The sequence below is a fragment of the Keratinibaculum paraultunense genome (genome assembly GCF_016767175.1).
Lineage (GTDB): Bacteria > Bacillota > Clostridia > Tissierellales > Tepidimicrobiaceae > Keratinibaculum > Keratinibaculum paraultunense.
The window spans coordinates 2,050,264-2,061,924 of sequence record NZ_CP068564.1 but is presented as its reverse complement, the minus strand read 5'-3'; the positions used below and the strand labels follow the sequence as shown (position 1 = coordinate 2,061,924).

Annotated in this window: 13 protein-coding genes and 1 tRNA gene; 12 read left to right on the top strand and 2 right to left on the bottom strand. The window is 29.3% G+C overall.

The window, feature by feature from the left end:
• Positions 1-185: 185 nt before the first annotated feature.
• On the bottom strand, positions 186-812 hold the full coding sequence (gene yfcE / locus JL105_RS10085) for a phosphodiesterase (RefSeq protein ID WP_237722275.1): 627 nt from the start codon (positions 810-812) through the stop codon (positions 186-188).
• Positions 813-999: 187 nt separating this feature from the next.
• Between yfcE and JL105_RS10080 the strand changes: the two genes are divergently transcribed.
• The 7 genes from JL105_RS10080 (at position 1,000) to JL105_RS10050 (ending at position 7,678) form a co-directional block, all read left to right on the top strand.
• Positions 1,000-2,259 (top strand): ATP-binding protein, encoded by a 1,260-nt coding sequence (locus tag JL105_RS10080; RefSeq protein ID WP_202690509.1) that lies wholly within the window; start codon positions 1,000-1,002, stop codon positions 2,257-2,259.
• Positions 2,256-3,107, top strand: coding sequence for a DNA-binding domain-containing protein (locus JL105_RS10075; protein WP_132028210.1), 852 nt, complete (start codon positions 2,256-2,258; stop codon positions 3,105-3,107). The genes JL105_RS10080 and JL105_RS10075 overlap by 4 nt, the downstream gene beginning before the upstream one ends.
• A 131-nt stretch (positions 3,108-3,238) precedes the next feature.
• Entirely contained in the window at positions 3,239-4,708 is a 1,470-nt protein-coding gene (locus tag JL105_RS10070; protein ID WP_132028213.1) for an alanine/glycine:cation symporter family protein, read from the top strand.
• A gap of 183 nt (positions 4,709-4,891) precedes the next feature.
• Positions 4,892-6,037, top strand: a complete 1,146-nt coding sequence (locus JL105_RS10065) for a baeRF3 domain-containing protein (protein WP_158280028.1) — start codon at positions 4,892-4,894, stop codon at positions 6,035-6,037.
• A 45-nt stretch (positions 6,038-6,082) separates the two neighbouring features.
• Positions 6,083-6,158: transfer RNA gene (locus tag JL105_RS10060), tRNA-Ala, on the top strand.
• Positions 6,159-6,464: 306 nt separating this feature from the next.
• Positions 6,465-6,971 (top strand): type 1 glutamine amidotransferase domain-containing protein, encoded by a 507-nt coding sequence (locus tag JL105_RS10055; protein ID WP_132028216.1) that lies wholly within the window; start codon positions 6,465-6,467, stop codon positions 6,969-6,971.
• A gap of 92 nt (positions 6,972-7,063) precedes the next feature.
• The gene (locus tag JL105_RS10050) at positions 7,064-7,678 is read left to right on the top strand and encodes a ribonuclease H1 domain-containing protein (protein WP_132028219.1); all 615 of its coding nucleotides are present in this window, start codon (positions 7,064-7,066) and stop codon (positions 7,676-7,678) included.
• A 20-nt stretch (positions 7,679-7,698) separates the two neighbouring features.
• On the opposite strand, the gene JL105_RS10045 is transcribed toward JL105_RS10050, so the two are convergent.
• Positions 7,699-8,187 carry a deoxycytidylate deaminase gene (locus JL105_RS10045; protein WP_132028222.1) on the bottom strand — a complete coding sequence of 163 codons (489 nt, stop codon included), beginning with the start codon at positions 8,185-8,187 and terminating at the stop codon, positions 7,699-7,701.
• Between the two features lie 113 nt (positions 8,188-8,300).
• Here JL105_RS10045 and JL105_RS10040 point away from each other — a divergent pair, with 113 nt between their 5' ends.
• The 5 genes from JL105_RS10040 (at position 8,301) to JL105_RS10020 (ending at position 11,651) form a co-directional block, all read left to right on the top strand.
• Positions 8,301-8,786, top strand: coding sequence for an LURP-one-related/scramblase family protein (locus tag JL105_RS10040; RefSeq protein WP_132028225.1), 486 nt, complete (start codon positions 8,301-8,303; stop codon positions 8,784-8,786).
• A gap of 67 nt (positions 8,787-8,853) precedes the next feature.
• Positions 8,854-9,294 (top strand): large conductance mechanosensitive channel protein MscL, encoded by a 441-nt coding sequence (gene mscL / locus JL105_RS10035; protein WP_132028228.1) that lies wholly within the window; start codon positions 8,854-8,856, stop codon positions 9,292-9,294.
• Positions 9,255-10,523, top strand: coding sequence for a patatin-like phospholipase family protein (locus JL105_RS10030; protein WP_202690508.1), 1,269 nt, complete (start codon positions 9,255-9,257; stop codon positions 10,521-10,523). Before mscL ends, JL105_RS10030 begins: the two co-directional genes overlap by 40 nt.
• Before the next feature lie 215 nt (positions 10,524-10,738).
• Positions 10,739-10,942: a cold-shock protein gene (locus JL105_RS10025; protein WP_132028231.1), complete on the top strand. Its 204-nt coding sequence runs from the start codon at positions 10,739-10,741 to the stop codon at positions 10,940-10,942.
• Between the two features lie 88 nt (positions 10,943-11,030).
• Positions 11,031-11,651, top strand: a complete 621-nt coding sequence (locus tag JL105_RS10020; protein ID WP_132028234.1) for an NUDIX hydrolase — start codon at positions 11,031-11,033, stop codon at positions 11,649-11,651.
• Positions 11,652-11,661: the final 10 nt, after the last annotated feature.

Sequence of the window (11,661 nt, the reverse complement as noted above, 5' to 3'; positions counted from 1 at the left end):
AAACTGTAGCTGGTAAATTCGTAAACGGAAATATTGAATTATCACCTTTTTCTATAATAAAGCAAGAATCTTATTTAATAAAAAACTCGTTAACTACTGGGATATATACTACTATTTTAAGTACTCTATTAGTGATGGGAGGTTCACATAATTAGTTTTAAAGAATACGAGAAGTAACTTATCCATTATTTCCCTATGTTTATCTCTTTATATGTAATTCCTTCAAGATCTTTTATTTTAAAAAATTCTCTTTCTAATACTCCGTAGGTATGGGGACTATTTTCCTTTGGTAGTGTAATACTTCCTAGATTAATTACATATATATTATTTATTTCTTCAGCTTTAGGTATATGGGTGTGCCCATAGATAAATATATCTCCATTGCTTAATTTTGGCATATTATTTTCATTATATATATGACCATGGGTTAAAAATAATCGCTTGTTGTTATACAGTATAGTTGAATATGTTGACATAATGGGAAAATTTAATACCATTTCATCAACTTCACTATCACAATTTCCTCTTACAGCGATTATTTTATTAGCATAGTTATTTAATACTTCTGTTACTTTTTTAGGATTGTATTCTTGAGGTAAAGGATTCCTTGCTCCATGATACAGATGATCACCTAATATTACTATATAATCTGCTTTTTCTTCTTTTAATCTATCTAATGCTTTATTTAAATAATAAACTGAACCATGTATGTCTGATATGAAAAAAAGTTTCATAATTTGTTTCTCCTTTCTTGGATGAAATTGTAAATTAATGCTACTTAATTGTTTTATTATATTGTTTATTCTATTCATTATATAGAAAATCCTTTATGAAAATCAAATTTTTAATATAGAACTAGTACTAAGGAACTGTTTTTGTTTTCTAATTTATTTGCAAAAATACCCTTTGGTCTAGTAAAATAAAATTAATGAAAAATAGTTTATGGTTATAATGTAATATATAATCAACTTATATATGGCTTCAAAGGGAGGAAAAATCATGAAGAGAATGTTTTTTGTATCTATAATGGTTGCACTAGCATCTCAAATTAGCATTGGGCTTATGAGTAGTAATTTTAGAGTGTCGGCTGGTATTATATTTTATGTAATATTTCTTTTTTATTATGAGGATTTAAAACCTATCCCAACGGGGATATTATCAGGTATAATAGTAAATTTATTTAGAGCAATTATGTATTATATTACAGTTGGAAACTTTAATAGTGCAATATTGTCTTTTCAGATAGAAATATTATTTTATACTTTTTATGGTATTATATATCATTTACTTACAAATAGATATGACAAGAAAAATCTGAATAGTTTATTTTTTATTTTATTTATTAGCGATTTTGGGGCTAATATTATAGAGTTATTTATAAGAAGTATTATAAGTTCTACTTCTTTTCCCTGGGAAATAATTTCTACATTAATTTTAGTGGCTATAGTGCGTTCAGGAATAGCTTGGTTAATATTAAACCTACTTAAACATTATGAAATGTTACTTAGAAAAGAAGAACATGAAAATAGATATAAGAAATTATTATGGTTAACTTCTCAATTAAAAACGGAAATGTATTGGATGGAAAAAAATTCAGATAGTATTGAAAAGGTAATGGCTAATTCATATGAATTGTTTGAGCTGATAAATCAAAATAAAGATAAGGAAAGTTGGAGCGAGAGAGCAGTAAATATTGCTCGTGATATTCATGAAATTAAAAAGGAAAATAGTTTAGCCATTAGAGGAATAAAAGAGATTACTCAAAAGGATCTTAAAGATCAAGAGATGAGCTTTAAGGATATTGTAAATATTTTAGTTGAAACCATGAAAAAAGAAATAAAACGTATAGGAAAAGATATAAAGTTAGAGGTTTCTATAGATAAAAATTTTTATACTTCAAAGCATTATTATCTTATGTCTGTTTTTCGTAATTTAGTTATGAATAGCATAGATGCTATTTCAGATGCTGGAAATATTAGTATTATCCATAAGGCATATCCAGAACAGCATACTTTTATAGTATCTGATGATGGAGTAGGTATAGATGAAGAAGGATTAAAACGTATTTTTTCCCCAGGATTTTCAACTAAAATAAACTATGATACTGGTGAAATCAATAGAGGTTTAGGATTATCTATGGTGAAATATATAGTTGAAGAAGAATTAGAGGGTAAAGTAAAGGTAGAGTCGACAAAAGGTAAAGGGACTACAATATATATAAACATACCAAAAACATCTTTGGAGGTTGATGAAATATGAAAATGTATATAGTAGAAGATGATGATAATATTATCAATATTTTAGAGAGGATAATAGAGGATAAAAATTTAGGACAAATTGTTGGGAAGTCTAATGATGGGAAAAAAGGTTTAGAGGAGATACTTTTGTTAAAACCGGATATTGTTTTAGTAGATTTATTGATGCCTGGCATGGACGGTATTAGTTTAACTAGAAAGGTAAAGGCTTTAGAACCTAATATCCAATACATCATGATATCTCAAGTATCTTCTAAGGATATGATAGCTAAAGCTTATGAAAGTGGCATAGAATATTACATTTCAAAACCTATTAATGCTATTGAAGTTGAAACTGTAATTAAAAAAGTTAAAGAGAAAATGAACATGAAACAAAAACTAGACACAATTCAAAGCTTATTTTCTGAAGAATCAAATGGGCATGAAATAAAATCTAAGGAAAAAGAAGAAATTGATAATTATATAGAAGGAGTAAAGCAGGTTATGCGGAAAATAGGGGTCGCTGGAGAAGTAGGTAGCCAGGATATTATTGATATAGCTAAATATTTAATCGAAACAAATCAAACTACTTCTAATTTTACAATAAAGGAGCTTTGTAGTCGTTTTACAGATAATCCAAAAACTATGGAGCAAAGAATAAGAAGAACTGCTACTGTTGGCTTGATAAATTTAGCTAATATTGGAATAGAAGACAATATCAATGAAATATTTGTTGAGTATTCCAATGGACTATATAATTTTGAACAAGTAAAGATAGAGATGGATTATATTAGAGGAAAGACTAAAAAACGGGGGAGAGTAAATATTAAAAAATTTTTAGATGGCATAGTTTATTATGGTAAGAGATTATAGTTAGATGGGTATTTAAACTTATCTAACTATTTTTTTACCTTTTCGAAACCTTTTGAAACTATTTGAATATAGCCCATTATAATGAAATTTAATTAAGGATTAAAATCCATTATAATTAGGAGGGTAATTTTATGGGCTATCTTAAGGAAATAGTGAATTTTATAAATACTATTCTATGGGATTATATATTGATATTTGGTCTTATAGGTATTGGGATTTTTATGACAGTTAAGCTTAAATTTTTACAATTTACTAGAGTATTTCCAGCATTAAAAAAGATGATTATAGATATAATAAAGAAGAAACCAGTTGAAGAAGGGAAAATGTCCCCTTTCCAGGCTTTATCTACTGCAGTAGCAGCACAAGTTGGTACAGGAAATATAGTGGGTGTGGCTACTGCTATAGCTTCAGGAGGGCCAGGAGCTGCGTTTTGGATGATAGTATCTGCATTTTTTGGAATGGCAACCATATTTAGTGAATCAGTGTTAGCACAAAAGTATAGAGATGTAAAAGAAGGAGAAGTAACTGGTGGACCTGCTTATTATATAAAAAATGGATTGAAGTCTAAAGGCTTAGCTATGTTCTTTGCTATAACATGTATAATAGCATTGGGTATAGTAGGTATTATGGTTCAATCTAATTCAGTAGCAGGTTCTGTAAATGATGCTTTTGGAATACCTGTATTTGCTATTACTATAGTACTTACCATAGTAGTATTTAGAATACTAGTGGGAGGTATGGAAAAGATAGCTTCTTTTTCTGAAAAAGTAGTACCTGCCATGGCTGGATTATATATTTTGGGAAGTATAGTAATAGTGATTATGAATATTGAAAATTTTATTCCTGCGATAAAACTTATCCTTATAGGAGCTTTTTCACCAGAAGCTATTGGTGGAGGTGTATTAGGGATAACTGTTCAACAGACTGTAAGATTTGGTCTAGCAAGAGGACTTTTTTCAAACGAAGCTGGTATGGGTTCTACTCCTCATTCTCATGCAGTAGCAGATGTTCCACATCCTGCTGAACAAGGTTTTACTGCAATGATAGGGGTATTTATATCAACATTCTTAATATGTTTATCCACAGTTATGGTCAATATTACATCAGGAGCTTATAATACAAATATATCTGCAGCAGAAATGGCTAAAGGTGCTACTGTGATGACACAAAATAGTTTTGCTGTTGGATTTGGTTCCTTAGGTGGAATGTTTTTATCCGTATGTCTATCATTTTTTGCTCTTACTACAATAGTGGGATGGTATTTCTTCGCTGAAGCAAACGTAAAATTTGTATTTAATTCTAAGCCAAGAACTATAAATATTTTTAAAACTATTGCTTTAATAGCTTTAATATTAGGTACTATGATAGATGCCGATTTTGCATGGCAATTAGCAGATATGTTTATGGGTATTATGGCTGTTCCCAATATTATAGCTTTATTTTTCTTATCTAAAGATGTGAAAGAGATACTGGATGATTATGATAGATGTGTAGAGAAAGGGAAAATACACTGGGATTACGAATGCCCAAAACTAGATGAGAAGAAAAAGAAGAAAGGTTCTGTATTAAGAGAAGGTTTAAGTACTACTATAATAAAATAAACTTGGAAACAAGGGTTCTTCTAAGAAATACTTCTTGGGAGAACCCTTGTTTAAATTAGTATCATTATAGAAGATAGAAGGATTTTTGCTAAAAAAGGTTAAATGTTGCATATATAGTTTTCTAATCTATATATTGGGTATATTTAATAATAAGCTTTGAAGAATGAAAATGGAGGGATAACTGTGTTGTATGAAATTGTAAATGATTTCCCTAATGAAATACTTAAGGCTAAAGAGCCACCCTTTATTTCTCTTTACCAACCTACCCATCGTCACAGACCTGAAAACAAACAGGATCTTATTAGGTATAAAAATCTAGTTCAAGATATTGAAAATTCATTAAAACAAAAGTATCCTAAGAAAGAAATTAAATCTATCATGAAGCCCTTTTATGCTCTAGCAGAGGAGAGGATATTTTGGAATCATACCTATGATGGACTAGCTATACTTGCTGCTGAAGGAAAATGTGTAATATATAATTTACAAAGACCAGTAAAGGAATTGGCAGTAGTTGCGGATAGTTTTCATATAAAACCATTAATAAGAATTTTTCAATCTGCAGATCGTTATCATATATTAGGATTGAATAGAAATGAATTTACTTTATATGAAGGAAATAGATATGGATTTGAAGAGGTGGAATTAGATCCTGATGTTCCACGAACTGCGAAAGAAGTATTAGGAGAGGATTATACAGAATCTTATATAACTACTGGCACTTATGGAGGTACAGGATCTGGAATATTTCATGGACATGGAAGTAGAAAAGAAGAAATAGATAAGGATATTGAAAGATTTTTTAGATATGTAGATAGATTTGTATTAGAAAATTATTCTAAGCCTACTGGATTACCATTGATATTAGTGGCTTTACCTGAATACCATAGTTTATTTAAAAATATTAGCCATAATCCATATTTAATGGAAGAAGGGATCAAAACTGCACATAATGCTTTTACTATTGATGAATTGAAAGAAAATGTATGGGAAAAGATAGAACCTCTATATTTAGAAAAGACTAAAAAATTAGTAGAAAGGTATGAGCTAGCAAGGTCAAAATTTTTAGGTTCTGATGATTTAGCTCAAGTGGCAAGAGCTGCTTTTGAAAATAACATTGATACCATATTGATAGAAGCTGATAGGATAATTCCTGGTAAAGTAAATCCTTTAAATGGGAAGTTAGAAAAAGGGGATTTAGAACATCCAGATTTTGATGATATATTAGATGATTTAGCAGAGATAGTATTTAGGAATAGAGGAGAAGTAGTAGTGCTTCCAAAGGAGAGAATGCCAAGTAATACTGGAGTAGCAGCAATATTTAGATATTAAAACCATCTTGACCAAAGAGTAAAAATATAGTATTATTTTATGGACGGGGCTTTGGCGAAGTTGGGATCGCGCCTGACTGGCAGTCAGGAGATCAGGGGTTCGAATCCCCTAAGCTCCACCATAAAAACAGAAAGATATAAAAAGAGGATATTGATCAATATCCTCTTTTTATATCTACTAAATTTATTAATTTATTCTTTTGTATATATTTATATCCTAGCAAGATATAATTAAAATTTATATGGAGATTTAAAAAACCCTTATTCATTTTCTACAGGAGTTCCAGTATTAGAGATTAAGGTTATATCAAATAGATTTATATTGTATAATAATCTATATATTTTCAAATATTAGGGTATATACATATTAATACCCTAAATATAGGGGTTGATGATAAAAAAGTTAATTGTAAGGAGGGAATATATATATGAAGAGAGTAGCTATACTAATTGAAAACCTATTTGATGAAAGGGAGCTTTTATATCCCTATTATCGATTGATGGAAGAAGGTTATGAGGTTCATTTAGTAGGGACGGAAAAGGACAAGGTATATATTGGGAAAAGTAATCTTACAGAGAAGAGTACCCATTCTTCTAAAGAAGTAAAAGCAGAGGATTATGACGCTGTAGTGATTCCTGGAGGATATTCTCCTGATTACATGAGAAGAAGTATGGATACTATCAACTTTGTAAAGGAGATGGACAGATTAGGAAAGCCTATAGCAGCAATATGCCATGGACCCTGGATGATGGCTTCTTGCTGTGATTTAAAGGATAAAAAAGTGACTGCCTTCTACTCTATAAAGGACGATTTAATTAATGCAGGAGCTAAGTATATAGATGAGGAAGTAGTTGTGGATGGGAATTTAATAACTTCAAGAACGCCTAAAGATTTAGTTGCCTTTGTAAAAGCTATAATAGGAGAATTAGGCTAATTTAAATATTAAAGAAACCTGGCTAGCCAGGTTTCTTTAATATTGATATACTATAGTAGATTAGAATAATTTTCAATTTAGTGAGGTGAATTATGGCTAAGTATTATTATGGAGTAAAAAAAGGTAGAGAAATTGGAGTTTATGAAACTTGGGGAGAATGCGAAGCCCAAGTAAAAGGATATTCTGGTGCTGTGTATAAGAAGTTTCCCACTTATGAAGAAGCTGAAAATTTTGTTTATAATATAGAGAGAAACGTAGAAGAAAAAGATATGTCTTCTATAAAAGAAAATGAGGCAATAGCCTATGTAGATGGAAGTTTTGATGCCACAAATAAGATTTATTCTTATGGTGTTATTTTATTTACAACAGAAGGTAAATTTACTTATTCTCAAAAAGAAGATGATAAAAATTTGGTGGCTATGAGAAATGTAGCAGGAGAGATACGTGGGGCTATGGTGGCTATGAAAGAGGCTATCAATATGAACAAGGATGTACTATATTTACATTATGATTATGAAGGAATAGAAAAATGGGCTAAAGGGGAGTGGAAAACTAATAAATATGGTACCCAAAAATACAAGGAATATTATGATTCTATAAAAGATATATTGAAGGTAAAATTTATTAAAGTGAAAGCTCATAGTGGGGATAAATATAATGAAGAGGCTGATAAATTAGCAAAAGCTTCTTTAGGTATAGAGGATTAAAACACCCAAGAATGGGTGTTTTAATATCCAAATTCATCATTTAATGAGTCATCATCTATTACCCAATCTTTTACATATATTACCCTATAATCATTTTCAGTGTCCCTTATAATTACCTTTTTAATACCTGCATTTATAATTAATCGTTTACACATGGAGCAGGAATTGGCATTTGGTACTAATGCACCAGTTTTTACATCTATTCCAACTAAATAAAGGGTACTATCAATCATATCTCTACGGGCTGCGGATATGATGCAATTAGCTTCAGCATGAACAGATCTACATAACTCATATCTAGTACCTCGAGGTACATTTAATTGTTCTCTTTTGCAAAAACCTAAATCAGAACAGTTTTTTCTTCCTCTAGGTGCTCCTGTATAACCAGTGGAAATTATCTCATCATTTTTAACAATTATAGCACCAAAATTTCTTCTTATACAAGTGCCTCTTTTTGAGACTGTTTCAGCAATATCCAAATAGTAATTGGTTTTATCTCGTCTTTCCATATTCGAACCTCCTGAAATATATTGATTAGATTTAATTATATTCTGTAGATAAAATATTTCACATATAATATAATATTATTATAGCATTAATATTTAAAAGTAGAGGCGAGTATATGAAATATATAATTAAAGAAAGAATATTTACCCTTACAGATAAGTTTATAATTGAAGACGAGGAAGGTTATCCTCGCTATGAAGTAGTAGGGAAGCTTCTATCTTTAGGGAATAAATTATGTATATATGATTTGGATGGAGAAGAGCTTGTTTATATAGAGCAAAAGCTTTTTAAATTATTACCAGAATATAATATATATCAAAAAGGTCATTTAGTTGGAAAAGTGAAAAAGAAAATTACTTTTTTAAAACCTAGTTTTATAATAGAAAGTTCTTATGGTAATTTTACATTGAAAGGAGATATATTACATCATGATTTTGATATATTAAAGGATGGGAAATCTGTAGCTTGGATAAACAAAAAGTGGTTATCTTTTTCTGATACTTACTCTGTAGAGATATCCGACTTGGTAGATCACGCTTTCATATTGGCAATTGTAATAGTATTAGATCAAATATTTTATGATGGGAATAACAATAACTAAAAATAAAATTATGTTGATGAACATCTGCCTAAGGTAGATGTTTGTTGATTTAATGGAGGGAGATTAGATGTATAAAGAATTTAAGGAATTTGCGATAAAGGGAAATGTTGTAGATTTAGCAATTGGTGTGATTATAGGTGGTGCTTTTGGGAAAATAGTATCTTCATTGGTAAATGATATTATAATGCCAATAATAGGTGGACTTATTGGTAAAGTAGATTTTACCAACTTTTTTATTAGTCTAGATGGGAATAAATATGCTACATTGCAACAGGCTAAAGATGCAGGTGCTGCTACATTGAATTATGGGGTATTTTTGAATACAATTATAGAATTTTTAATCATATCCTTTTCATTGTTTTTAGTAGTTAGACAAATTAATAAGCTTAAAAGATTAGAGAAGCCAGCTCCTGCAACTACAAAAAAATGCGAGTACTGCTTTTCTGAAATACCTAAAGAGGCTATAAGATGTCCTTATTGTACATCGAAATTGGAGAAAGATATATAAAAAAGAAAGAGGTGAGTGGGATGTATGGATTAGTATTAGAAGGTGGAGGTGCAAAAGGTGCCTATCATATTGGAGCATATAAGGCAATTTTAGAAGAAGGAATAGAAATAGGAGGAGTAGCAGGAACATCTGTAGGCGCTTTAAATGGGGCTATATTGGTGCAAGGGGATTATGAAAAAGCCTATGAATTGTGGTATAATATTTCCTATTCCAAGGTAATAAATGTACATGATGAATATATAGAAAGATTAAAAGAAGGTAAATTTTCAAAGGAGGATCTTATTTTATTAGCAGAAAAAATTAAAGGGGTTTTCTCTGAAAAGGGGTTAGATATAACTCCTTTAAAGAATTTATTAATGGAGTTTATAGATGAACATAAAATTAGAAATTCTGGGAAAGATTTTGGAATAGTAACTGTATCTTTATCAGATTTAAAACCGCTAGAAGTTTATATAGAAGATATTCCAGAGGGGAAATTAATAGAATATTTAATGGCAAGTGCTTATCTTCCTATATTTAAAAGAGAAAGAATTATTGATGGAAAAATATATTTAGATGGTGCACTATATAATAATTTACCAGTAAATCTTTTAATAGACAAAGGATATAAAGATTTAATTCTTGTTAGAACTCACGGAATAGGCAATATAAAAAAAGTACCATTAGAGGGATTAAACACCATAACTATTGCTCCTAATGAAGATTTAGGAAAGCTATTGGATTTTGATTGTGATACTGCTAGAAAAAATTTAAAATTAGGTTATTATGATGGATTAAAAGCGTTAAGGGGATTAAAAGGAGATAATTATTATATAGAAGGAACAAAAAAAGAAGATTATTTTGTAGATTATCTTTGGAGTTTAGATGAGGATAAGGTTTTAAAAATGGCAGAAATATTTAAAATCGATAAGGATATTCCTTATAGAAGAGCGTTGTTTGAATTTATCATTCCTAAAATATCTAATATATTAGGAATGGATAAAAAAGCAACTTATGAGGACATATATTATAGGTTACTTGAAAGGCTGGCTGAAATATATGAAATAGATAGATTTAATATATATACTGATGAGGAGTTATTGGATTTAATAAAAAATAAATTATTAAAAGAAGAGTACACTAAGGGAAATGGAATAGAAAAAATAATAGAAAAGGTAAATTTATTACCTTTATTTAATAAAGATGAGATTATTAAAGAAGTAGGTAAAGTTTTATTTAATATATTTTAAAAATAATTTAAAAAAATAGTTGCTATTTTTTTAAATTAAGGTTATAATAAGATGAAACCTTAATTCATCAGTAAGGCAATTTGTTTTAAGTTTTTATGCAGTAATTAAAATGGTAAAAGAAATAAGATTTAGTATAGATTGTATAATCTCCAAATCTTTATTTCTTTCAAAGCATTCTGGGAATTAAAGGGAATAAAAATTTGGAGGTATTTAAAATGACAAACGGTACAGTAAAATGGTTTAATTCAGAAAAAGGATTTGGATTTATCCAAACAGAAGAAGGAAAAGATGTATTTGTACACTTTTCTCAAATCAACAAGGAAGGATTTAAAACTTTAGAAGAAGGGGAATCTGTAACTTTCAAGATAGTTGAAGGTGCAAAAGGTCCTCAAGCAGAAGATGTTACATCAATTAGATAGTAATATTGATTTAAAACCCTAAGAATAATATTCTTAGGGTTTTATTATAATTTTTATATAATAGTAATAGAAATAGGGGGATTTTATATTGGATATTGAATATATCATTCAAAAGGTTAAGAATAGGGTACCGAAACCTATGGATGTAAAACATAAGTATGCAGTTTTAGTTCCTATGATAATGGTAGATGATAGATGGGAGTTGTTATTTGAGGTAAGATCTCAAAATTTGAGCAGACAACCTGGGGAGATATCCTTTCCAGGAGGAGAAGTGGAAGAAGGAGAAAGTTTTAAAGAAGCTGCTATTAGAGAAACTATGGAAGAATTAAATATTGGCGAAGAAAATATAAATATAATAGGTGAGTTGGATTATTTAGTTTCCTATTATAATTCCAAAATTCGTTCTTTTTTAGCCACAGTTTTTGGTGTAAATGTGGATAATATACTACCTAATAAAGATGAAGTAGATCATATATTCACAGTTCCTTTGGAATTTTTTATAGATAATGAACCTAGTGTTTATTATTTGGATGTACATATAGTTAATAACGAGGATTTCCCCTACAATTTGATACCTAATGGTAAGGATTATAATTGGCATAAAGGGAAATTTTCAGTATACTTTTACAGATACGAAGATTATATAATATGGGGATATACAGCAAAGGTTATTAAATATTTCATTGATATAATAAAAGCCACTAATTAATTAGTGGCTT

Bases quoted from the DNA above. Each gene is read 5' to 3' on its own strand.
- yfcE (WP_237722275.1), bottom strand. From the start codon at position 812: ATGAATAGAATAAACAATATAATAAAACAATTAAGTAGCATTAATTTA.
- JL105_RS10080 (WP_202690509.1), top strand. From the start codon at position 1,000: ATGAAGAGAATGTTTTTTGTATCTATAATGGTTGCACTAGCATCTCAA.
- JL105_RS10075 (WP_132028210.1), top strand. From the start codon at position 2,256: ATGAAAATGTATATAGTAGAAGATGATGATAATATTATCAATATTTTA.
- JL105_RS10070 (WP_132028213.1), top strand. From the start codon at position 3,239: ATGGGCTATCTTAAGGAAATAGTGAATTTTATAAATACTATTCTATGG.
- JL105_RS10055 (WP_132028216.1), top strand. From the start codon at position 6,465: ATGAAGAGAGTAGCTATACTAATTGAAAACCTATTTGATGAAAGGGAG.
- JL105_RS10050 (WP_132028219.1), top strand. From the start codon at position 7,064: ATGGCTAAGTATTATTATGGAGTAAAAAAAGGTAGAGAAATTGGAGTT.
- JL105_RS10045 (WP_132028222.1), bottom strand. From the start codon at position 8,187: ATGGAAAGACGAGATAAAACCAATTACTATTTGGATATTGCTGAAACA.
- JL105_RS10040 (WP_132028225.1), top strand. From the start codon at position 8,301: ATGAAATATATAATTAAAGAAAGAATATTTACCCTTACAGATAAGTTT.
- mscL (WP_132028228.1), top strand. From the start codon at position 8,854: ATGTATAAAGAATTTAAGGAATTTGCGATAAAGGGAAATGTTGTAGAT.
- JL105_RS10030 (WP_202690508.1), top strand. From the start codon at position 9,255: ATGTCCTTATTGTACATCGAAATTGGAGAAAGATATATAAAAAAGAAA.
- JL105_RS10025 (WP_132028231.1), top strand. From the start codon at position 10,739: ATGACAAACGGTACAGTAAAATGGTTTAATTCAGAAAAAGGATTTGGA.